Source organism: Actinomadura citrea, assembly GCF_013409045.1.
Lineage (GTDB): Bacteria > Actinomycetota > Actinomycetes > Streptosporangiales > Streptosporangiaceae > Spirillospora > Spirillospora citrea.
The window spans coordinates 5,633,073-5,654,019 of the sequence record NZ_JACCBT010000001.1 but is presented as its reverse complement, the minus strand read 5'-3'; the positions used below and the strand labels follow the sequence as shown (position 1 = coordinate 5,654,019).

The following is a 20,947-nucleotide window of genomic DNA, read 5'->3' as shown; positions in this document are numbered from 1 at the left end:
GATCTCTGAGTCTTTACGTGATCGAATTCTTCGTTCACGTTATGTGGTGACGCTTGTAGGAGGTCACCCATGGTCTTCTCCACTAGGGACTTCTCCAGGAGGCGGATCGGCGCGGCCGCCGCGCTCGCACTGGCGGGCGCGGCGCTCGCCGGGTGCGGCGGCGGGTCCTCGACGGACCCCGACCGGGGCAAGGACGCCAAGAGCTTCTCCCTGACGATCACCCGCAACGCCATCGCGGGCGGCAAGAACGCCGAAGAGGCTGAGTGGATCACCAGGACGGTGATCCCGAAGTTCGTCGCGGCGCAGAAGGCCAAGGGCGTCACGGCGAAGGTGACGTTCCGCGGCCAGGGCGTGGACGACGAGGTGTACAAGACGAAGCTGGCGCTCGACCTGAAGTCGCGCGCCGGTGCCGACATCATGGACATCGATGGCATCTGGGTCGGCGAGTTCGCCCAGGCCGACTACATCCAGCCGCTGTCGAAGGCGGTCGGCGCCCCCGCCGGCGCGTGGGACGGCTGGGCGCAGATCCCCGCATCGGTCCAGCGACTGGCGACGTTCGAGGGCGAGCGCTACGGCGTCCCGCCCGCGACCGACGGCCGCCTCATCTTCTTCAACAAGAGGTTGTTCGCGCGGGCCGGCCTGCCCGCCGGCTGGCAGCCGAAGAGCTGGCAGGAGATCATCGCGGCGGGACGCGCCCTGAAGAAGGTCCCCGGCGTGACCCCGATCCAGCTGAACGCGGGCACCGCGATGGGCGAGGCCACCAGCATGCAGGGGGCGCTCCCGCTGCTGGCCGGGGCGGGTGCGGAGATCTGGGCGGACGGCAGGTGGACGGGCGGCGGCCAGGCGCTCAAGCAGGTCCTCGGCCTGTACGCGCAGGTCTATGGCGGTGAGGGCCTCGGCGACCCCAAGCTCCAGCAGGAGGCCAAGGGGCGCGACAAGTCGTTCGAGGAGTTCGCCGCGGGCAAGATCGGGATCCTGTTCGAGGGCGACTACTTCTGGCGGGACGTCCTCAACCCGAAGACGGGCGTCGCGAAGATGGCCACCCGCGACCAGGACGTCGGCTACGCGCTGATCCCCGCCGTCTCCCAGGGGCGGGGCCTGCGCGGGCAGTCGTTCGTGAGCATGTCGGGCGGCTCGGTGACCGTCCTCAACCCGAATACCAAGTACCCGCAGCAGGCGTTCGAGCTGCTGGCCTTCATGAACTCCCCGGAGATGGTCAAGGCCCGGACGGCCGGCACCCCCGAGATCACGTCCCGGACTGACGTGAACAAGGAGATCCTCGCGAGCGATCCCTTCCTGACGTTCGTGTCGGAGAAGGTGCTGCCCGTCACGTCCTACCGTCCGGGGCTCTCGGCCTATCCGCAGGTGTCGACGGCCTTGCAGGAGGCCACCGCGAGCGTGGTGGCGGGCCGGAGTCCGGACCAGGCCGCCGCCGAGTACGCCAAGAAGCTGGAGGGGGTCGTCGGTGGCGCCGCCCACGTCACCCCGCGCTGACGTCGCGCCCACGGCCGCGCCGTCCTTCGAGGACGACGCGGCCGGGCTGGGGCGGGGCCGCGCCGCCGCCTTCGTCGCGCCGGCGCTGGTCCTGGTCGCGGTGTTCCTGGTGTTCCCCGCGCTCTGGACGCTCTACCTGGGCACGACCGACTACCGGCTCACCGGCATCGCCGCCAGCGAGCCGCGGTTCGTCGGGACCGACAACTACCGGACGGTGCTCGGCGACGGGGACTTCCACCGGTCGCTGTGGCTGACGCTCCAGTTCGTCCTTGGGTCGGCGGTGATCGGGCAGACGGTGCTCGGCTTCTCGATCGCGTGGGTGATGCGCGACCGGTCCGGCCTGGTCAGGCGCCTGGTCGAGGGGCTGGTGCTGCTGGCCTGGATCCTGCCGTCCTCGGTCATCGCGTTCCTGTGGATCGCGCTCCTCGACCGCGACGGCGGGACGCTCAACGCCATGCTCGGCACCCCGGGCACGGCGTGGCTGCTCGACCATCCGATGGCGTGCGTCGTCGTGTTCAACGTATGGCGCGGGACCGCGTTCTCGATGATGCTCTGCGGAGCGGCTCTCGGGAACGTTCCACCGTCGCATCTGGAGACGGCGCGGCTCGCGGGCGCGTCGACGTGGCAGACGCTCCGCGACGCGGTGTTCCCGCGCATCAGGGGCCATCTGCTGACGAGCCTGCTGCTGGTCAGCCTGTGGACGTTCAACGACTTCACGCCCTTCCTGATCACTGCGGGCGGCCCGGACGGGCGCTCGGAGATCATGTCGGTGTACGTGTACCGGACGGCGCTCGGGGACGGCCGGCTCGGGTTCGGCGCCGCCATCTCGCTGCTCATGATCCTGATCAACCTCGTGATCGCGCTGGTCTACCTGCGGGCGCTGCGCGACCGCGGCCGCGCCCGCACGGCGGACGCCGGCATGGCGGAGGGGGCGGCCGCGTGAACGGCACCGTACGCGAGATCCTGCGCCGGATCGGGCTGGCCACGTTCGTCTCGGGCGTTCTCGGGTTCTTCGCCCTGCCGCTGCTCTGGCTGGCCTTCGCGCCGTTCGACGCGAACCCGGGGATCTCGGCATCGCTGCCCGAGTTCACGCTGCACAACTTCCGGGTCCTGCTGGACAACCCCTACGCTCTCGCGTCGCTGCGCAACTCGGTGCTGCTGGCCGCGGGGACGGCGGCGCTCGTCGTCACGACCGCGTCGCTGGCCGCGTACGCGCTGAGCCGGGTCCGGGTGCCCGGCCGGGACCTGCTGCTCTACGTCCTGCTCCTGCTGTCGTCGATCATCACCGGGACGGCCGCGATGGTGCCGGTGTTCCTGCTGGCCTTCAACCTGCACCTGATCGACTCGCGGCTCGGCGTGATCCTGGTGCTGACCGGCGGGCTGCTGCCGGCGGCGATCTTCCTGCTGAAGGACTTCACCGACGCCACGCCCACGTCCTACGAGGAGGCCGCGCGGGTGTTCGGCGCCTCGCCGCTGCAGCTCCTGCGCCATGTGGTCGTCCCGGTCATCCGGCCCGGGCTCGCCACCGTGACGGTCTGGACGGTCGCGCAGGTCTGGGGCGACTTCCTCATGCCGTTCCTGCTCCTGCGCGACCCGGACAAGGCCCCCGCCTCGGTGATCATGTACACGTTCTACACCGAGGGCGGCCAGCCGGACCTGCCGCTGATCTCCACGTTCTCGCTGCTGTACTCCCTGCCGGTCGTGCTCATGTACCTGTTCGTCAGCCGCCGGTACGGCTTCCGCTTCCACGGAGGGATCAAGCGCTGATGGCGTCCATCACCATTCGGGAGCTGACGAAGGTCTATCCGGGCGGCGTCCGGGCTCTGGACGCGCTCGACCTGGACGTCGCCATGGGCGAGTTCTTCGCGCTGCTCGGCCCGTCCGGCTGCGGGAAGACCACGCTGCTGCGCACGATCGCGGGCCTGGAGGCGGCCACGGGCGGGACGATCCGCCTCGGCGACGAGGACGTGACGCGGCACCAGCCGGGGCGGCGCGACGTCGGCATGGTGTTCCAGGACTACGCGCTGTTCCCGCACATGACCGTCCTGGACAACATCGCCTACCCGCTGCGCGTCAGGAAGCAGAGCCGCGCCGTCCGGTACGGGCGCGCGACCTCGGTGGCCCAGGTGCTCGGCCTGCAGGGCCTGGAGCGGCGGCGTCCCGGGGAACTGTCGGGCGGCCAGCAGCAGCGGGTCGCGCTCGCCCGCGCCGTGGTGGCGGACCCGCGGATCCTCCTGCTGGACGAGCCGCTGTCCAACCTGGACGCACGGCTGCGCCTGGAGGCCCGCACCTTCCTCAAGACGTTCCAGCACCGCCACGGGTTCACGACGGTGTTCGTCACGCACGACCAGGCGGAGGCCCTGGCGCTCGCCGACCGGATCGCGGTCATGGAGTCGGGGCAGATCCGGCAGATCGGCACGCCCGCGGAAGTGTTCCGGCGCCCGGCGAGCCTGTTCGTGGCCTCGTTCATCGGTTCGACGCCGATGAACCTGCTGCCCGGCACGGTCCGCGGCGGGGCGGTCGCGGTCGGCGGGACCGAGCTGCCCGTTCCGGAGGAGGCGCGCGGCCTCGTGCTGGACGGGCAGGAGGTCGTCTGCGGGGTACGGCCCGAATACATGGAGTTCAGCACCGAGCCGGTGGACGGGGCGTTCGGCGGGAGGGTGTCCGTCGTGGAGAACCTCGGCGCGTCCTCCCTGGTGACCCTGGACGTCGACGGTGAAACGGTGCGAGCCGTGGTGGGGGAGGGCTTCGAGGCCCAGCCCTCCGCTGAGGGGTGGGCGTCGCCGCGTCCGGGACGCGTCCTGCTCTACCGCGACGGCGAGCTGGTGACGGGCGGTGGCGACGAGGCCGGGCGGGCGGCGGCGCCCTTGGCCAAGGACGGGAGGAGCGGATGACCGTGCACAGCGGACGGTGGAGTCTGGAAGACCGTCTGGAGCAGGGTCTGCGCGAACTCCCCTTCGAGGTGCCGCGGGGGACGGCGTCCGTCACCGTCGAGCTGTCCTTCGAGGGCGGTGTGATCGACCTGGGCTGCCATGGGCCGGACGGGTTCCGCGGTTGGTCCGGTGGGGCGCGTCGACGGTTCACGATCGGCGCCGACTGGGCGACGCCCGGATATCTCCCGGGCGAGCTTGAACCGGGCCTCTGGCACGTCTGGCTCGGGCTGCACCGGATCCCGCCGGACGGCGTCCCGTTCGAGGTCACCGTCACCACCTCTGGGACGAACCCAAGGCGGCCGGACGAAGCGCCGCCTCCGCGGCCGGAACGACCGCCCCGCCCGGAACTCCCCGCCCCGGACGGAATGCGCTGGCTCGCCGGTGACCTGCACTCGCACACCGTCCACAGCGACGGCACGCTCACCGTCCACGAACTGGCGTGCCTCGCGGCCTCCCGCGGCCTGGACTACCTCGCGGTGACCGACCACAACACCGTCAGCCACCATCCGGAGCTGCCCGCCGCCGGGGCGCACGCCGGCGTCCTGCTGCTGCCCGGCCAGGAGGTCACCACCGACCTCGGGCACGCGAACGTCTTCGGCGACACCGGCTGGATCGACTTCCGCGCGCCGAGCGCCGACTGGGCCGCCTCCGCCGCCGCGCGCGGCGGGCTCATGTCGATCAACCACCCGCTCAGCGGCGACTGCGCCTGGCGGCGCCCGCTGCCCGCCGAGCACCGGCCGCGCCACGCCGAGATCTGGCATTCGTCCTGGTGGGACCGCCGCTGGGGCGCCCCGCTGGCCTGGGCGCAGGTGTGGCGGCCGCAGGGCGTCGTCCCCCTCGGCGGCAGCGACTTCCACGACCCGGCGCAGATGAAGGACCTCGGCGAGCCCGTCACCTGGGTCCTCGCCGAGGGAGAGGACGTGCTGGGCGGGCTCGCGGCAGGCCGTACGGCGGTGTCCGCCGGCCTGGACGCGCCGGCGCTGCTGCGCGTCGCCGACGAGCTCGTCGCCCTCGGCGCGGACGGGACCGTGCTGGTCCGGCCGGACGGGCGCCGGACCGCCGTCCGGGGCGACCGCGTCCGGATGCCGGCGGACGAGGCGGGCACGTACCGACTGGAGACCCACGAGAACGAGGTGATCGCACTGTGCGGGTAGCAGGCCGGGCCGAGGGCTCAGAGATCGTCGTCGTGCCGCACACCCACTGGGACCGCGAGTGGTACCTGCCGTTCCAGCGTTTCCGGCTCCGCCTGGTGTCGCTGCTGGACGGCGTCATCGACGGGATGGAGGCCGACCCGCGCTGGCATTTCACCCTGGACGGGCAGATGGCCGCCGTCGACGACTACCTGGAGATCCGTCCCGAGCGGCGCGAGCGGGTGGCCGCGCTCGTCCGGGAGGGCCGGCTCGCCGTCGGGCCCTGGCAGATCCTGCACGACGAGTTCCTGTGCTCGGGGGAGAACATCGTCCGGAACCTGGAGCTCGGGCTGCGGCGCGCGGAGGAACTGGGCGCCGCGATGATGGTCGGCTATCTGCCCGACCAGTTCGGGCACTGCGCGCAGACACCGCAGATCCTCCGACTCGCCGGGATCGAGCACGCCTGCGTGTGGCGCGGCGTCCCGGACCGCGTCCGCACCCGCGCGTTCGCCTGGGAGGCGCCGGACGGAACCGCGATCCGCACCCAGTACCTCCCCGAGGGCGGCTACGGCAACGCCGCGTCGATGTTCGAGGAGTTCGAGGACGGCGCGTCCCTGCTGCCCGGCCGCGTCGCCGGGTTCGCGGAGGCGATGGGCCGCTGGTACCCGGGCGGCGGCCCGCTGCTGGCCATGTACGGGGCCGACCACACCGCGCCCGCCGCCGACCTCGCCGACCGGGTCGCCTCCGCCGGGCCCGCGATGCGCCTGGACACGCTCGCCGGGTACTTCGCGGGGGAGGAGCCGTCCGTGGACGGCCTGCCGCGCGTCCGCGGCGAGCTGCGGTCGCACGCCCGCGCCAACATCCTTCCCGGCGTGCTGTCGGCCCGCGTCCGGCTCAAGCAGCTGATGGGACGCGCCGAACGGCTCGTGGAGCGGTACGCCGAACCGCTGGCAGCCCTCTGGTACACCGGCGACGCGCAGCGGTTCCTCGACCTGGCGTGGCGGCGCCTCATCGAGGTGAGCTGCCACGACTCGGTCACCGGATGCGGCAGCGACGAGACCGCCGAGCAGGTCGCGGCGCGCATGGCGGAGGCGGAGCAGCTCGGCCGCGCGGTCTGCGACCTGGTCACCGCCGAACGCGCCGCGACGGTGCCGCTCGGCTCCCACCTGGTGTTCAACCCGACCCCCGCTCCGCGGACCGGCCTCGTCACCCTGGACGTCGCGTGCGAAGGGGAACCCGGGCTGGTGACCGGGGACGGGCGGCCGGTCCCCGTCCAGACGCTCGACATCGCGCCCACCGTCCTGGACGACGCCGTCCACCCGGCCTCCGAGCTGCCGATCCTGCTGGAACGGGTGTACGGGCGGGTGCTGTTCGGGCAGGAGATCCGCGACTGGACGGTCTCCCGGGAGGACCGCGCGCTCACCTTCCACGTCACGTCCCGCGCCGACGTCCCGTTCGACATCGGCGAGGTGCGGGAGGCGCTCCGCGACGCGGACGGGGACTGGCGCGTCCGGATCCTGGCCGATCCGCGCCGCACGGTCGCCGCGATGGTCGACGTGCCCGCCCTGGGGCTCACCGCCGTCCGGCCCGTCGCGTCGGGCGGCGCCGCGGAAGGGCCGGTGACGGCGGAGGGGAACGTCCTGGACAACGGGCTGCTGCGCGCCGAGGTCCGCGAGGACGGCACGCTCCAGCTGCGCACCCCGTCCGGCCACGTCGTCGAAGGGGTCGGCCGCGTCGTGGACGGCGGCGACCTCGGCGACTCCTACAACCACGCGCCGCCCGCCGAAGACCGCATCGTCGGCGACCCCCTGACCGTGACCGTCCGGCCCCTGTGGGACGGGCCGCTCGTCGCCGCGCTCGACATCGTCCGGACCTACCGGTGGCCCGCCTCCGGGGACGTCCCGCGCGACGCCCGGTCCGAGGCCGAAGAGGACGTGACCGTCACCACCCGCGCCGAACTGCGCGCCGGGGAGCCCTTCCTGCGGCTGCGCGTCACGTTCGACAACCGGTGCGACGACCACCGCGTCCGGCTGCACATGTCGCTGCCGCGCCAGGCCGGCTCGTCCTTCGCCGAAGGACAGTTCGCGATCGTCGAGCGCGGGCCCACCGCGGAGGGCGGCTTCGGGGAGCGGCCGGTGCCGACCTTCCCCGCGTCCGGGTTCGTCGCCGCGGGCGGCCTCGCCGTCCTGCTGGAGCACGTCACCGAGTACGAGGTGCTCGGCGGACGGGAACTGGCGCTCACCCTGCTGCGCTCGATCGGCTACCTGTCGCGGGACCGCAACGCCTACCGCGACCAGCCCGCCGGGCCGCAGCTCCCCACGCCGCAGGCCCAGTGCCGGGGCGAGCGCGCGGTCGGCCTCGCGATCCTGCCGTACTCCGGTGAGGCGCCCGGAGCCGACGTTCTGCAGGCCGCCGAGACCTACCGGCACGAGCTGCATACCGCCGCCGGTTACGGACGCGCCACCACGCCCGTCCCGGCCTCCCGGACGGGCCTCTCGATCACGGGCGACGGCGTGGCGATGACCTCGCTCCGCCTCCGCGACGGCTGGACCGAGACCCGGATGGTCGCCCAGTGCGCGCATCCCACCACGGCCGTCCTGCAAGGCGACCTCGCCGAGGCGACCCGCGTCGACCTGCGCGGACGCCCCGGCATCCCGCTCGACGTGCACGACGGGACGGCCACGCTGGCGCTGCGGCCCTGGGAGATCGCCACCGTCCGCTTCAGGACGTCCTAGCGTTCGCCGCCCCGACACGCGCGGCGTCCGCCGCCCCATCCTGCGCGGCGTCCGCCGCCATGGCCGCTCCCACGATGCCCGCGTTGTTCACCAGCCGCGCCGGAACGATCTCCGCCCGGACGCCCTCGATCAGCGGAAGGAAGTGCTCGGACCTCTTGCTCACCCCGCCGCCCACGATGATCAGCGAGGGGGAGATCAGCGCCTCCAGGTGGCCCATGTACACGCTGAGCCGCTTCGCCCACTTCTTCCAGCTGAGGTCGTGCTCCTCCCGCGCCTTGGCCGCCGCGCGGATCTCGGCGTCCTCGCCGTCGATCTGGAGGTGCCCGAACTCGGTGTTCGGGACGAGGACGCCGTCGGTGAACAGCGCGCTGCCGATCCCCGTCCCCAGCGTGAGCACGACGACCGTGCCGCGCCGTCCGCGTCCCGCGCCGAGCCGCATCTCCGCGATCCCCGCCGCGTCCGCGTCGTTGAGCAGCGTGATCTCCCGCCCGGTCGCGTCCGCGATCAGCGACTCCGCCTCCAGCCCGACCCAGTGCCTGGACACGTTCGCCGCCGACAACGTCACGCCGCCGATCACCACGCCGGGATAGGTGACCCCGACCGGCCCGTCCCACCCGAAGTGCTCCACGACCTGCGCGAGCACCGCCGCAACCGCCTTGGGCTTCGACGGCTGCGGCGTGTCCACCCGGAACCGCTCCCGTGTGAACGACCCGTCCGACAGGTCGACCGGCGCGCCCTTGATCCCCGACCCGCCGATGTCGATCCCCAGCATCTCCCTCGCCATGCCCTCACTCTGCCCGATCTTGCCGCCGCTAAGAGCCCTCCAGCACCTGCAAACCGACAACGCCGACGACGATCAGGGCGAGGAACGCCAGCCGGGCCGGCGACGCGCTCTCGCCGAACGCGACCATGCCGACCAGCGCGACACCGAGCGCCCCCAGGCCGACGAAGACCGCGTACGCGGTCCCGACCGGCAGCGTCCGCAGCGACAGCGACAGCACGACGACGCTGAGCAGCGCGACCGACAGGCCGATGACCGTCGGCCAGAGCCGCGTCAGGCCGTCCGACTGCTTCAGCGCCGTCGCCCACACCAGCTCCGTCAACCCCGCGATCAGCAGGAAGATCCAGGCCATCAGGCTGCGTACCCCCCGTCCACGGCGATCGCCGCACCGGTGACATAGTCCCCGCCCGGACCCGCCAGATGCGCGACCATCGCGGCGATCTCCTCGGCGCGGCCGTACCGGCCGAGTGCCGTGAACCCGCGCTCGAAATCGGCGTCGGGGGAGTCCGCGGGGTTCATCTCGGTGTCGGTCGAGCCCGGCTGCACCACGTTGGCGGTGATCCCGCGCGGCCCGAGATCGCGGGCCAGGCCCCGGGTGAGCCCGGTGAGCGCCGACTTGCTCATGGCGTACAGCGTCCAGCCGGCATAGGGGACGCGCTCGGCGAGGCTGCTGCCGATGTTGATGACGCGGCCGCCCGGCCCGAGATGCCGGGCCGCCGCCTGCGCCGCGACGAAAGCCGCCCGGACATGGATCGCCAGGGTCCGGTCGAGTTCGGCGGCCGTCACGTCCTCCAGAGGCCCGTAGGGCGCGATCCCGGCGTTGTTGACCAGGATGTCGAGGCGGCCCAGTTCGGCCGCCGTCCGGTCGACGGCCGCGACGACGGCCTCGGGGTCGGCGGCGTCGGCGGCGATCGCCAGCCCGCGCCCGCCCGCCGCCTCGATCTCGCGGACGACGCCGGCGGCCCGTTCCGGGGCACGGACGTAGGTCACCGCCACGTCGGCGCCGTGCCGCGCCAGCCGCCGCGCGATCGCGGCCCCGATGCCGCGCCCGCCGCCCGTCACCAGCGCCACCCGTCCTGCCAGATCCACCGTCATCTCAGCTCCCGGCCTTAATCGGAGAAAGTTCCACTTAGCGAGCTTAACCGGAGAGCTTTCCGGATACAAACCCGTTACGCTGGTCCGTGCCGAGAGGGGGTCGGATGCGGGAGTTGCCCGTGATCGGGCGGCCGCCCGCCGAGCGGGCGGACGCGGCCCACAACCGCCGCCGCATCCTGCGCGCGGCCGCGGAGGTGATCGCGACCCGCGGCCCCGAGGCCGTCTCCATGGACGAGGTCGCGCGGGCCGCCGGGGTCGGTGTCGGCACCGTGTACCGCCGGTTCGGGGACCGGGCCCGCCTCGTCTACGCCGTCATCGACGACCGCGAGCGCGACTTCCAGACCGCGTTCATCCAGGGCCCTCCGCCCCTCGGGCCGGGCGCCGCCCCCGCCGAGCGCGTCCGCGCCTTCCTGCACGCCCTGGCCGACCGCACCGAGGCCCAGGCGGATCTGCTCCTGATGGCCGAGTCCGACCCGCCCGAGGCCCGCTTCCGCGACGGCTCGTACGGGCTCTACCACCGGCATCTGTCGATCCTGCTCCGCGAGATCCGCCCGGACGCCGACGCCGACTACCTGGCCGACGCCCTCCTGGCCCCCCTCGCCGCGAACCTGTTCCTCCACCAGCGCCGGACCCGCGGCATGCCCCTCGACCGCATCAAGGCCGGCCTGGACACCCTGGCCGGCGGCCTCCTGGGATCGGGATAGATCTGGCGAAAGCCTTATCAGCACGGTGCTCGGCAGTCAGACTGAGGGCGTGAGCGACTTCGATCTCCTCGTCCTCGGCTCGGGGCCCGGCGGGCAGCGCGCGGCCATCGCCGCCGCCAAGCTCGGCCGCAGGGTCGGCATCGTGGACCGCCGCGACATGATGGGCGGCGTCTGCATCAACACCGGGACGATCCCGTCCAAGACGCTCCGCGAGGCCGTCCTCTACCTGACCGGGCTCAACCAGCGCGAGCTGTACGGGCAGAGCTACCGGGTCAAGGACGAGATCACCGTCGCCGACCTCGGGATGCGCACCCAGCACGTCATCGGCCGCGAGACCGACGTCGTCCGCAGCCAGCTCGCCCGCAACCGCGTCACCGTGCTGCCCGGCACCGGCCGCTTCCTGGAGCCCGACACGATCGCCGTCAGCGGGACCGGCGACCGCGAGCAGAAGCTCACCGCCGACCGCATCGTGATCGCGACGGGCACCCGGCCGGCGCGGCCCGAGACCGTCGACTTCGACGACCGCACGATCATCGACTCCGACGGCATCATCAACATGGACCGCATCCCCGAGACCATGGTCGTCGTCGGCGCCGGCGTGATCGGCATCGAGTACGCCTCCATGTTCGCCGCGCTCGGCACCAAGGTCACCGTCGTCGAGCGGCGCGAGCGCATGCTGGACTTCTGCGACCTGGAGATCGTCGAGGCGCTCAAGTACCACCTGCGCGACCTGGCCGTCACCTTCCGGTTCCGCGAGAGCGTCGCGTCCGTCGAGAGGATGGCGCACGGCGCGATCACCGTCCTGGAGAGCGGCAAGCGGATCCCCGCCGACACCGTCATGTACTCCGCCGGGCGCCACGGCATGACCGGCGACCTGTGCCTGGAGGCCGCGGGCCTCACCGCCGACCTCCGCGGCCGGATCAAGGTCGACGAGCACTACCGCACCGAGGTCCCGCACATCTACGCCGTCGGGGACGTGATCGGGTTCCCCTCCCTCGCGGCCACCTCGATGGAGCAGGGCCGCCTCGCCGCCCACCACGCCTGCGACGAGCCGGTCTCCCAGATCCACGAGACCCAGCCCATCGGCATCTACACCATCCCCGAGATCAGTTTCGTCGGCCGCACCGAGGACGCCCTGACCGAGGCCAAGGTCCCCTTCGAGGTGGGCGTGTCCCGCTACCGCGAACTCGCCCGCGGCCAGATCATCGGGGACTCCTACGGCATGCTGAAACTTCTCGTCTCACCGGATGACCGGCGGCTCCTCGGCGTCCACGTCTTCGGCACCGGCGCCACCGAGCTCGTCCACATCGGCCAGACGGTCATGGGCTGCGGCGGCACCATCGACTACCTGGTCAACGCCGTCTTCAACTACCCCACCCTCGCCGAGTCCTACAAGGTCGCCGCCCTGGACGCGATGAACAAGATGCGCCACATCGCGCGCCTGTCCGGCTAGGACGGCCAGAGCAGGTTCTCCAGCTCGGCGTCGATGTCGATGAACTCGCTCTCCTCGCCGGCGGGCACCGCCTGGTACGTCCGGTGGAGGAAGTCGGCGAGTGGAGAGAGCGGCACCTCGAACAGCGCGTCCCCGAACGGGGAGGACAGCGCGATATTGAGCGTGCCGTCGTCCTCGCCGGGCCAGACCTCGACGTCCCCGTCCCCGACCTTGCGCACGATGCCGACGGTGAGCAGCTCCCGGGCGAAGATCCACTCGACCGGCTCGTCGTCGCCCACGTAGAAGGCCATCCGGATCGCGTACGGGTCGTCGGCCGCGTACTCCAGCCCGGCCAGCAGAGGGACGGTCGTGCGGTCGGGGACGACGAGACGAAGGCCCAGCTCTGCTGAGACGGTGGTACTGCTGTTCATGGCCATTCCCTCTTACGTCGGTCCCGCTGGCTCACGGGGCGCTCCGGTGGGGCGGTACTCCCTCTCACCGACATCCCCGCGATCTATGACGCCTAACTGCCTGAACTCGGCCGAACATTCCGGCGTCCCCGGCGTTTGTGATCCATCTCACCATAGCAAAACCCGCGTCTGACCTGGGCAAAAGCGGATCATTCGCAAGTTTCCTTCGCTTCGACCCCCCTGCCCCGCAGGCCGATCCGCACGCTCCCCCGTCCCCCCGCAGGCCCATCCGCTGCCTTAAGGTAAAACCGTGGCAATAAATCATGAAAAGGATGCTCCACCGCCGGAGCCGCGCCTCTCCCACCGCTTCCGCGCCCGGATCCGGCGCAACCCCCTCCTCAACACCGCCTGGCGCGCCGCCGTCTTCCTCACCGGCGCCGCCGTCCTCACCGGCGGCCTGGTCATGATGGTGACCCCCGGCCCCGGCCTCCTCGGCATCGTCATCGGCCTGGCCATCCTCGCCACCGAGTTCGCCTGGGCGCAGCGCGCCCTCCACCGCGCCAGAACCGCCGCCGACCGCGCCAAGGAGAAAGCCCTCGACCCCCGCGCCCGCCGCCGCAACACCATCCTCGGCGTCCTGACGGCCCTGGCCCTCGCCGCCGCCCTGACCGCCTACCTGACCGTCTACGGCCTGACGCTGCCCTGGAACATCGAAGACCCCACCTTCTGGACCTGACACTGCAGTCGCCAAGCGTAACCACCCGACTCCCATCCGTCCCTCAGCCCCGCCGCCAGGCAAGGCGCCCACCCCCTCCCCAGGCGCAAAACCGGCGCGCGACCACCCCCCGACATGCGCTAGAGTTTCCGACGTCGGAACGCACGTTCCGCAGGGGCGATTAGCTCAGTGGGAGAGCGCTTCGTTCACACCGAAGAGGCCACTGGTTCGAACCCAGTATCGCCCACCCCAAGTTTCCGCAGGTCAGAGCGCCGTCAACGGCGCGATCTCGTGTGTTCCAATGAGCGCTTCGTAGTCTCGGGAGCCAGTTCGGGAGCCACCGTACGCTTCGCAGATTCCCGAAGCGCTCACCTGGGCGGCCGATCATCTTGAGCGCGTCGTCCGGGCCCGGTCGAGGCTGCCGACGAAAGCCGCCTGGCTTCATTGAGAACCTCGTTGGCTCGCTCGGGGTCTGGCTTGATCGAGTAGCGCCCACGGCCATAACGCTGATCGCAGCGACTGTCCGAGGGGCTCGACTGGCCAAGCTGAGCTGATGTGGAGTCCTTCCCGCGATCGCTGTACAAGGAAGGCGACGGACCTGAACTCGTGGGAGGAGCCGCAGTCGGGTTGCTCGTGCCGAGCGAACTGATGCCGAGCGTGAACTCGCGGAGCGCCGGCCCTGTACCGACGGTGCGGCCCGCCCTCGCTCGGCCGGACGGCAGACGGCTCATAAACGGGCTCCGGTACGATGGTGGTCGGGGTTCGCCTGTTCAAGATCGGTCGCATGCGTCGAGTTCCTCGCGTGAGGACGCCGCCGGGTTGGGTTTTGCGGGGCCGGATTGGCGGTCTTGTCTGCTGAGGTGCTCGATCTCGTCGCGGTGGGTGCTCAGGACGGTCAGGAAGGCGTGGACCATCTCGGGGTCGAGTGAGACACCCGCGCACTGGCGTAGCACGTGGATTGCTTGTGGGATGGGCCGTGCCAGGCCGGTTCTGCGGGTGGTGACGATGGCGTCAAAGCAGTCGACCACGGCCACCGTCCGAGCCACCTGGGGGATGTCGGTGCCGGCCAGGCCGTGGGGATAGCCGCTGCCGTCGAATCGTTCGTGGTGGTGCAGGATCCCGGCGACCGTGTCGCGCATGAGCGGATCGGCGTCGATGCCGGTGCGGGTTCCAGGGATGGTCTGGGTGAAGAACTCCGGGAGTTCCTGCACGATCGCGGCGCCGTGCCGGACGTGCAACTGGATGATGCGGTATTCCGCCTCGGTCAGTGCGCCAGCCTTGAATAGCACGGCGTTGGGGACGGCGAGTTTGCCGATGTCGTGTAGCAGTCCGGCCAGACGGGCCGCCTCGATATGTGCGACTGGCATGCCCAGTTCCGCGCCGAGCAAGCTGGTGAGACGTGAGACTCGCTGGCTGTGCCTGCGGGTGTGGGAGTCCTTGACGTCCATGGCCGCCATCAGCACCTCGGCCAGTGCATCCTTCGTCACGCCGCTTTCGGTCGCTGCGGAGGCCTGCCTGCGGCCCGGTGCGGTCCGGCCCGGAGCCGGGTCGGTTTGTCGGAGGCACGCTGCTTTGAGGATCGCGCGGTGGGCGCGGATCTCCGCGGCTCGCCGTGCGAGTTCCAGAGGGGGGTCGGCGTCGACGTCTTGGGCCAGAAGTTCGGCCAGGATGTCGGCGGGGTCGTTGATCCCGGCCTTGGCGGCGTGTAGCAGGAGCGTCTCTGCGGCGTGGGTGTCGCCGTGGTCGAGGGCGGTCAGCCCTTGGTCGTAGGCGGCGATGTCGATGTCGACCAGTTCGGCCAGGGCGCGGATGCGCCGGGCTTTTCGGGGATCTTGGTGGGCCTGGTCGGCGGCGGCGAGGAAGGAGCGCAGCGCCGTCTGGTCGTTGTTCCTGTTGGCGTTGGCTGCCTGGCGGATCAGGTCGTCGATGCTCATCACCGCTCGCCTCCATCTCTGTGCTCGTCGCGCTCGTCCTTGTCGCGTAGTTCGGCAAGTTTCTTTCTGGCCGCATTCAGCTGGGATTTCACCGTTCCGAGGCTGATGCCGAGGATGTCAGCGGTCGTGACCTCCGACAGATCGGCGATCAGGCGCAACCCGGCGACCTTGCGTTGCTGAGCGGGCAGCTGTCCGAACCACCTGGTGAGAGTGTCGGAGAGTTCGACGTACCCGCCCACGTCGATTTGGCTGGGCGTCGTCTCTAAGACGTCTTGCTGCTCGTCGTGGCTGCCGGTCTGACCGCGGTGCGCTGCGGCTCGGTGCCAGAGGCGGATGGCCACCTTGTAAAGATAGGCCTTGGGATTGTCGTAGTAGGCGATGGTCTGCCACCGGGTCCAGGCGATCAAGAACGCGTCCTGGACAATGTCGTCGCTGTCGCCGTCCGGGCAGCCCTGCGCCACCAGGAAGCGGCGCAGCAGCCAACGGTGCTCCATAAAGAAGGCCGCCAGCTCGCCTGTGTGTCCTTCAGTGCCTTCGTGGACCAAGACTCCGCCGATGGAACCGCGTGGGTTACCGGTCATGACTCAAGCTCCGCCTCACTGGCGACGCCCGGGCCGGTACCGTTCCGGTCGTCTTGGGCGGTGCTGAGACGAGGTTCGATCGGCCGGTGCGCGCGCCGCTGCAGGAGCACCCGGGTCAAGTCCATGCCCGCCGCCACGCAGGCCAGCGTTGCAGCCGCAGCGCGCGAAGCTTCCACCATCAGCGACATCCAGCCGCCTCCTTCTTGTGGTGGTACACGTCGTCCCTTAAAGGCGCTGGCGCCTTCAAAAGTTGGACGCGCCGACGACGGGCGCACTCAGCCACATCTCAGCTCCTACGCCCGCAGGCCGTCCCCACCGCTTCCGCGCCGTCGCGGCGGACTCCTCATAGATCGGCGAGTTGGGCGCTTGGCAGCTGGCCCAGCCGGTTCCCGATCAGGCACAGGGTTTGCAAGCCGACCCGCAGTCCCTGAGTCTGTCCGGTAGGTACGGGAGGAGCCGGGCGGTAATGCGCGGCGGTGCGATCCGACACGACTGCGGGGTCGACGACCAACTCGGCCTCGGGGCGCGGGTAGCGAGCGGCGGATCCAGCGCAGCACAGTGGAGCGCACCAGAGTTGCCCGGCAAGGCGGTTGCTTCAGTCGGCATCGCTCTTCCCTGGAGCCTCGTCGCGTCACCGGCCGCCTCTGCCCCTCGCCATCGCTCGTGCCCTTGTGGCCGAGGTGGAAGAGCTCCTTGCTTGCAGTGTGATTAGCAGCTCGCTGGCTCGTTCGAAAGCCCCTTCCCGGCCACAGATCCCGAAGTCTGCGGATACAAGGGAACTAGGCGTAGCGATTTCCGTGCGACCCGTTACGCAAGGGATCTTTCCATGGCGGCGCCGACCGAAGGACGCGGATGCCCTCACCGTGGTTGGCAGAAGTCGACAGTGATCTAGATCACAAAAAGCCGAAGATGATCACTCTTCCGGTTCGGAGAACGTCGGTTTATGTTTAGCGCGACTTTAGGCGGACTTTATCTTGCGAGGTCGTTTTGCGCGTCCGTGTTGGTAATGGTTCGCCGTTTCCGTCATGGGTTGTTGACAGACTGTGTCGGCGCTCCAGGGTTCTCTCCGGATTGATGGCGTCCGTCCTGGTGGCCTCGCTGGTATCCGTGCCACCCGCCCCGGTGCGGGCGGACGAGGCCGGCCCGACGCCGACTCCTATCGACGCCGCGCTGGCAAAAGCCAAGGAGACCGGCGATCCTGTAGAAATCGCTGGTCAGACGTCGGAAACCAGAAAGCTTTCCGCGCTGCCTGACGGCCAGTTCTCGTTCGAGACGTCGCCGGTCCCGGTTCGTGTGAAACGAGATGGGGTCTTCCACGACGCGGATCTGACCCTGGAGCGGACCGCCGAGGGCGGCTATGCGTCGCGGATGTCGGTCAACGGGGTCACGTTCGGTGCCGGGGGCGACGACGAACTGGCGACGATGACCAAGGATGGGAAGAGTCTGACGCTCACCTGGCCGGGAGCCAGTCTTCCGGCTCCGGTCCTGGAGGGTGAGAGCGCCACCTATGTGGACGGCGGCGGCGCGGGGGTGGACCTGGTGGTCCGGTCGACGCCCACCGGCTGGTCCCACTACGTGGTCGTGAAGACGCCGGAGGCGGCGCGCGATCCCGAGTTGGAGAAGATCGAGTTCGGGGTGAGGGCCTCCGGAGTGCAGTTGAAGGAGCTTTCCGGCGGTCGGCTCGCGGCCGTGGACGAAGCCGGCAACGAGGTTTTCACCGCGCCAGAGCCGTTGATGTGGGAGGGAACAGAGAGCGGCGCCGTCACGCGGACGTCTCCTGAGGCCGTTGCCGCCGGGCCCTCGCCTGAGGCGTCCTCGCAGCCGCTGGGAATCGAGGTCACTTCGGGGTCGCTGGCGCTGGTACCGCACCGGGAACTGCTCACCGCACCCGACGCCAAGTTTCCGATCGTCCTCGACCCGTCCTGGCAGACGTGGAACGGCGGGCGAGAGACCGACGATGCCCAGGGAACCAAGGGCGCCGGCTGGGCTTACGTCGATCGGACGTGGCCCGACTCCAAGTACTGGAAGCCCGACCGGCTGCCCACCGGGCGGGAAGTCGAGGACTACACCGACAAGCGCTCCTACATTCGGATGGACACGACCCCCATCCACACATGGTCTGGGAGCGTCCAGGTGAAAATCAACTCCGTCGACATCACCTTCGACACCTTGCATGCGTGGTCGTGTGTCACGCGGGACGTGCGCCTGTTCAACGTCGAACACATCTACTCGACTACCACGTGGAATACGCGGCCGGATGCATACATCCCTGACGGCTCCGGTTGGAGCAACAACTTCTTGGCCAGTGCACCAGTGAATGTCGGTCGCCCTGAATGCGGTGACTCCGGAAGCTCCAACGACGTTCATTTCGCCGGGGGCAACCTGACGAGAGTGGTGCAGTGGGCCACCGACCACAAGTGGGACTTCTTCACCATGGGGTTGTTCCCGGACGCGGACTACGACGACACCCACACCTGGAAGGTCATGGATGTCGACCCGCGCATGGTCGTGAAGTTCTCCCGGTACCCCATGCCCACCAAAGACGTCCACATGAGGAACGGTGGGACGACCAAGTACGGGTGCGTGCGGGGGAGTGGCCGCCCTTGGATGGGGGTGTCCAAGGACCGGACGGCCAACGCGTTGATCACCGACTACGACGGCGACAACTCAGGTGGCTTCGATGGTCAGCTCCTGGCCGCGGAGTACGAGTTGGCGCCTCTGGGCAAGCCCGAAGAGAGCTGGAAGCGCTACGTGCCCCCGGGAGACCAGTTTCAGCATGCCGGCTCCGACGGCTACCTCCATGCCTCGTTGACGGTCGTCAAGGGTGACGATTCTCCGGCCACCGCTGATGGTGGAACGAGCTGGATGTGGCGTGTTCGAGGGATGGACGACACGAACCTGTACGGGCCGTGGTCGGAGTGGTGCGAGTACACGGTGGACGCCCGGAGGCCGAACACGCCGGCGGTGTCGTCCCCGGAGTATCCAGCCGGAGCGACGTCGGGATATGACTCGGCCGCACGCAAGTACGTGCCAGGCACCTTCACTTTCGCGCCCGCCGGTTCGGCTGACGTGGTGAAGTTCCACTACCGGTTCGCCGACGGGGTCGAAGGGACGAAGACTGTCGCGCCAGGAGCGTCTTCCACGGTCGCCTGGACGCCGATGCGCTTCGGGCCCCAGTGGGTGGAGGTGACCGCCTACGACCGGGCGGGCAACCCGAGCGCGGCCAAGAAGTACGAGTTCGGTGTGGAGCAGCCCCCGCGCGATGCCGCCTGGTCGATGGACGAGCCCACCGGCAACGTGGCCGGCGCGGTGGGACCCAGCGGTGCTGCGAATCCGAACGCCGACCTCGTGTTCAGCGGAGGCGCGGCTTTCGGTGAGGCGGGCAACCTCGGCGCGGGTTCGCCGACCGACCGCGCGGTGCGCCTCAACGGTTCGACGCAGTTCGGGGAAGTGAAGCCCTGGACGGACCCCGGCGGCAATCCGGTCACGTTGGTGGACACCAGTCAGCGGTTCATGTTCTCGACGTGGTTGAAGCTCGCCTCCGTTCAGGGGGAGCAGGTGGCGATGAGCCAGGCCGCCTCTGACGGGACCGTCTTCGAGCTCGGCTGGCTGGGCGGGAAATGGACGTTCAGGCATCGCAAAGCGGATGGCACCGTTCTGACGGCTGCCACGCGGGATATGGCGCAAGCCGGCGATGGGCAGCCATGGACCGCCCACTGGGTTTCTCTGATGGGCGGTTACGACCCGCTCAAGCAGGAACTCTGGCTGCGCACCCAAGCTGAGGGGAGCCGCGAGGTCTGCGTCCCTGACGAGCCATGGAACTGCTCCACCACTCGGGTCATGGCGCCGGAGGTGAAGACGGCCGCCACGACCTGGACGCCGGCGGACGGCTCAGGGCCCTTGCTGGCTGGCGCGACTCCGAACGGCGCTGCGAAGAGCGCATTCTGGAACGGCTGGATCGACGATTCCCAGCTGTGGCCGCTGGCCCACCCCGATGAGTCGGTTCTGAACGTGATCTACACCGAGTCCGTCCAGGACCACGAATTTTCGGGAAATACGTTGCGCCTGGTGAGCGTCAACTCCGGACACTGCCTGGACGTCGCGGGAGCCGGAACAGAGAACGGCACGAACGTGCAGCAGTGGAACTGCAACGCCCACCCCGCCCAGGACTGGCAGTTCATCGACGCGGGCGATGGTTACTACAAGCTCATCAGTGCCAACAGCGGCAAGTGCCTGGACGTGGACGGAACCGATGGCTCCGGAACCGCCGACGGGCGCAACGTCTGGCAGTACGAATGCAACGGCAGTACCGGCCAGCAGTGGAAGCCGGAGAAGAAGGCCGGCGGATACCTGATCAAGTCGCGGCGGAGCGACAAGTGCCTCGCTGTTGACTCGGCTTCGCCGACCCCGGGCGCGAACGTGCTGCAGTGGTCGTGCGCTGACCCGGTCACCGACGAGCAAATGTGGAACATCACCACTCTGAAGCGCCATCACCTCGATGGGATAACGCACCGGCTGCTGGCCGCGAGCACCCAAAAATGCATGGACGTCGCAGGCGGTTCCAAAGAGGACAAGATCTCCGTGATGCCCTGGGAGTGCAATGGCGGCCCTTGGCAGAAATGGAGGTTCTCTGATTACGGTGACGGCTACTACATGCTCGCCAACGTCAACACTCTCAACGGCGACCCGTCGGCGGTCCGATGTCTCGAGGTGGCCGATGCGCAAACGCAGCCCGGTGCCGCCGCCCGGCAGGCCACCTGTGAACCGGGTGCTGAGCACCAACTCTGGAAGGTGGTCGGGGTCGCCGACGACGGCAACCTTGGGTACCGGCTGATCGCCAAGCACAGCGCCATGGTCGCCGACGCCCATGACGAGGGGGCCCCCGAAGACGCACGGGTGCTCCAGGCCGCGCCGGGGGAACCGGTTCCACCACACCAGATCTGGAAGTTGCAATACCAGTAGTCAGGCCTATCGACGAGGCGCCTCCAGCAGGCGGCCGGGCA

The 20,947-nt window shown here is 69.9% G+C and carries 17 protein-coding genes and 1 tRNA gene; 11 read left to right on the top strand and 7 right to left on the bottom strand.

What is annotated here, in order from left to right; all coding sequences use genetic code 11:
* Window positions 1-69 precede the first annotated feature (69 nt).
* From BJ999_RS26285 to BJ999_RS26260, 6 genes are read left to right on the top strand one after another with little or no spacing between them, the layout of a single operon-like run.
* Window positions 70-1,494, top strand: coding sequence for an extracellular solute-binding protein (locus tag BJ999_RS26285; protein WP_179835754.1), 1,425 nt, complete (start codon window positions 70-72; stop codon window positions 1,492-1,494).
* Window positions 1,466-2,437: a carbohydrate ABC transporter permease gene (locus BJ999_RS26280; RefSeq protein WP_179835753.1), complete on the top strand. Its 972-nt coding sequence runs from the start codon at window positions 1,466-1,468 to the stop codon at window positions 2,435-2,437. The genes BJ999_RS26285 and BJ999_RS26280 overlap by 29 nt, the downstream gene beginning before the upstream one ends.
* Window positions 2,434-3,261 (top strand): carbohydrate ABC transporter permease, encoded by an 828-nt coding sequence (locus BJ999_RS26275; RefSeq protein ID WP_179835752.1) that lies wholly within the window; start codon window positions 2,434-2,436, stop codon window positions 3,259-3,261. Before BJ999_RS26280 ends, BJ999_RS26275 begins: the two co-directional genes overlap by 4 nt.
* On the top strand, window positions 3,261-4,388 hold the full coding sequence (locus tag BJ999_RS26270) for an ABC transporter ATP-binding protein (protein WP_179835751.1): 1,128 nt from the start codon (window positions 3,261-3,263) through the stop codon (window positions 4,386-4,388). Before BJ999_RS26275 ends, BJ999_RS26270 begins: the two co-directional genes overlap by 1 nt.
* Window positions 4,385-5,581: a CehA/McbA family metallohydrolase gene (locus BJ999_RS26265; protein WP_179835750.1), complete on the top strand. Its 1,197-nt coding sequence runs from the start codon at window positions 4,385-4,387 to the stop codon at window positions 5,579-5,581. The genes BJ999_RS26270 and BJ999_RS26265 overlap by 4 nt, the downstream gene beginning before the upstream one ends.
* Complete coding sequence (locus tag BJ999_RS26260) at window positions 5,572-8,292, top strand: glycoside hydrolase family 38 N-terminal domain-containing protein (RefSeq protein ID WP_179835749.1); 2,721 nt, start codon at window positions 5,572-5,574, stop codon at window positions 8,290-8,292. The genes BJ999_RS26265 and BJ999_RS26260 overlap by 10 nt, the downstream gene beginning before the upstream one ends.
* Here BJ999_RS26260 and ppgK read toward each other — a convergent pair.
* Genes ppgK through BJ999_RS26245 form a run of 3 tightly spaced genes read right to left on the bottom strand, consistent with a single transcriptional unit; the run spans window position 8,279 to window position 10,168 of the window.
* The gene (ppgK, locus tag BJ999_RS26255) at window positions 8,279-9,076 is read right to left on the bottom strand and encodes a polyphosphate--glucose phosphotransferase (protein WP_179835748.1); all 798 of its coding nucleotides are present in this window, start codon (window positions 9,074-9,076) and stop codon (window positions 8,279-8,281) included. The genes BJ999_RS26260 and ppgK overlap by 14 nt on opposite strands.
* A gap of 28 nt (window positions 9,077-9,104) precedes the next feature.
* On the bottom strand, window positions 9,105-9,425 hold the full coding sequence (locus tag BJ999_RS26250; protein ID WP_179835747.1) for a DMT family transporter: 321 nt from the start codon (window positions 9,423-9,425) through the stop codon (window positions 9,105-9,107).
* A complete protein-coding gene (locus BJ999_RS26245; protein WP_179835746.1) occupies window positions 9,425-10,168 on the bottom strand; it encodes an SDR family NAD(P)-dependent oxidoreductase in 744 nt (247 codons plus the stop codon). The genes BJ999_RS26250 and BJ999_RS26245 overlap by 1 nt, the downstream gene beginning before the upstream one ends.
* A gap of 104 nt (window positions 10,169-10,272) precedes the next feature.
* Between BJ999_RS26245 and BJ999_RS26240 the strand changes: the two genes are divergently transcribed.
* Both BJ999_RS26240 and sthA read left to right on the top strand, forming a co-directional pair.
* A complete protein-coding gene (locus BJ999_RS26240) occupies window positions 10,273-10,872 on the top strand; it encodes a TetR/AcrR family transcriptional regulator (protein WP_179835745.1) in 600 nt (199 codons plus the stop codon).
* Window positions 10,873-10,921: 49 nt separating this feature from the next.
* A complete protein-coding gene (gene sthA, locus BJ999_RS26235; RefSeq protein WP_179835744.1) occupies window positions 10,922-12,325 on the top strand; it encodes a Si-specific NAD(P)(+) transhydrogenase in 1,404 nt (467 codons plus the stop codon).
* On the opposite strand, the gene BJ999_RS26230 is transcribed toward sthA, so the two are convergent.
* Window positions 12,322-12,735 (bottom strand): SsgA family sporulation/cell division regulator, encoded by a 414-nt coding sequence (locus BJ999_RS26230; protein ID WP_089312133.1) that lies wholly within the window; start codon window positions 12,733-12,735, stop codon window positions 12,322-12,324. The two genes, sthA and BJ999_RS26230, sit on opposite strands and share 4 nt — an antisense overlap.
* A gap of 289 nt (window positions 12,736-13,024) precedes the next feature.
* Here BJ999_RS26230 and BJ999_RS26225 point away from each other — a divergent pair, with 289 nt between their 5' ends.
* Window positions 13,025-13,450 (top strand): TIGR02611 family protein, encoded by a 426-nt coding sequence (locus tag BJ999_RS26225; RefSeq protein ID WP_179835743.1) that lies wholly within the window; start codon window positions 13,025-13,027, stop codon window positions 13,448-13,450.
* 154 nt (window positions 13,451-13,604) lie between these two features.
* Window positions 13,605-13,676, top strand: a tRNA-Val gene (locus tag BJ999_RS26220).
* A 523-nt stretch (window positions 13,677-14,199) separates the two neighbouring features.
* On the opposite strand, the gene BJ999_RS26215 is transcribed toward BJ999_RS26220, so the two are convergent.
* From BJ999_RS26215 to BJ999_RS26205, 3 genes are read right to left on the bottom strand one after another with little or no spacing between them, the layout of a single operon-like run.
* Window positions 14,200-15,363, bottom strand: a complete 1,164-nt coding sequence (locus BJ999_RS26215) for an HD-GYP domain-containing protein (RefSeq protein WP_179835742.1) — start codon at window positions 15,361-15,363, stop codon at window positions 14,200-14,202.
* On the bottom strand, window positions 15,363-15,944 hold the full coding sequence (locus BJ999_RS26210; RefSeq protein WP_179835741.1) for an RNA polymerase sigma factor: 582 nt from the start codon (window positions 15,942-15,944) through the stop codon (window positions 15,363-15,365). Before BJ999_RS26210 ends, BJ999_RS26215 begins: the two co-directional genes overlap by 1 nt.
* Window positions 15,941-16,132, bottom strand: a complete 192-nt coding sequence (locus BJ999_RS26205; RefSeq protein WP_179835740.1) for a hypothetical protein — start codon at window positions 16,130-16,132, stop codon at window positions 15,941-15,943. The genes BJ999_RS26210 and BJ999_RS26205 overlap by 4 nt, the downstream gene beginning before the upstream one ends.
* An 886-nt stretch (window positions 16,133-17,018) precedes the next feature.
* Between BJ999_RS26205 and BJ999_RS26200 the strand changes: the two genes are divergently transcribed.
* Window positions 17,019-20,906 (top strand): RICIN domain-containing protein, encoded by a 3,888-nt coding sequence (locus tag BJ999_RS26200; RefSeq protein ID WP_179835739.1) that lies wholly within the window; start codon window positions 17,019-17,021, stop codon window positions 20,904-20,906.
* Window positions 20,907-20,947 lie beyond the last annotated feature (41 nt).

What these genes read in the sequence shown, in the direction of transcription:
- BJ999_RS26285 (WP_179835754.1), top strand. Translation starts at nt 70, where the DNA reads ATGGTCTTCTCCACTAGGGACTTCTCCAGGAGGCGGATCGGCGCGGCC.
- BJ999_RS26270 (WP_179835751.1), top strand. Translation starts at nt 3,261, where the DNA reads ATGGCGTCCATCACCATTCGGGAGCTGACGAAGGTCTATCCGGGCGGC.
- BJ999_RS26265 (WP_179835750.1), top strand. Translation starts at nt 4,385, where the DNA reads ATGACCGTGCACAGCGGACGGTGGAGTCTGGAAGACCGTCTGGAGCAG.
- ppgK (WP_179835748.1), bottom strand. Translation starts at nt 9,076, where the DNA reads ATGGCGAGGGAGATGCTGGGGATCGACATCGGCGGGTCGGGGATCAAG.
- BJ999_RS26250 (WP_179835747.1), bottom strand. Translation starts at nt 9,425, where the DNA reads ATGGCCTGGATCTTCCTGCTGATCGCGGGGTTGACGGAGCTGGTGTGG.
- BJ999_RS26245 (WP_179835746.1), bottom strand. Translation starts at nt 10,168, where the DNA reads ATGACGGTGGATCTGGCAGGACGGGTGGCGCTGGTGACGGGCGGCGGG.
- BJ999_RS26240 (WP_179835745.1), top strand. Translation starts at nt 10,273, where the DNA reads ATGCGGGAGTTGCCCGTGATCGGGCGGCCGCCCGCCGAGCGGGCGGAC.
- BJ999_RS26230 (WP_089312133.1), bottom strand. Translation starts at nt 12,735, where the DNA reads ATGAACAGCAGTACCACCGTCTCAGCAGAGCTGGGCCTTCGTCTCGTC.
- BJ999_RS26215 (WP_179835742.1), bottom strand. Translation starts at nt 15,363, where the DNA reads ATGAGCATCGACGACCTGATCCGCCAGGCAGCCAACGCCAACAGGAAC.
- BJ999_RS26210 (WP_179835741.1), bottom strand. Translation starts at nt 15,944, where the DNA reads ATGACCGGTAACCCACGCGGTTCCATCGGCGGAGTCTTGGTCCACGAA.
- BJ999_RS26205 (WP_179835740.1), bottom strand. Translation starts at nt 16,132, where the DNA reads ATGTCGCTGATGGTGGAAGCTTCGCGCGCTGCGGCTGCAACGCTGGCC.
- BJ999_RS26200 (WP_179835739.1), top strand. Translation starts at nt 17,019, where the DNA reads ATGGCGTCCGTCCTGGTGGCCTCGCTGGTATCCGTGCCACCCGCCCCG.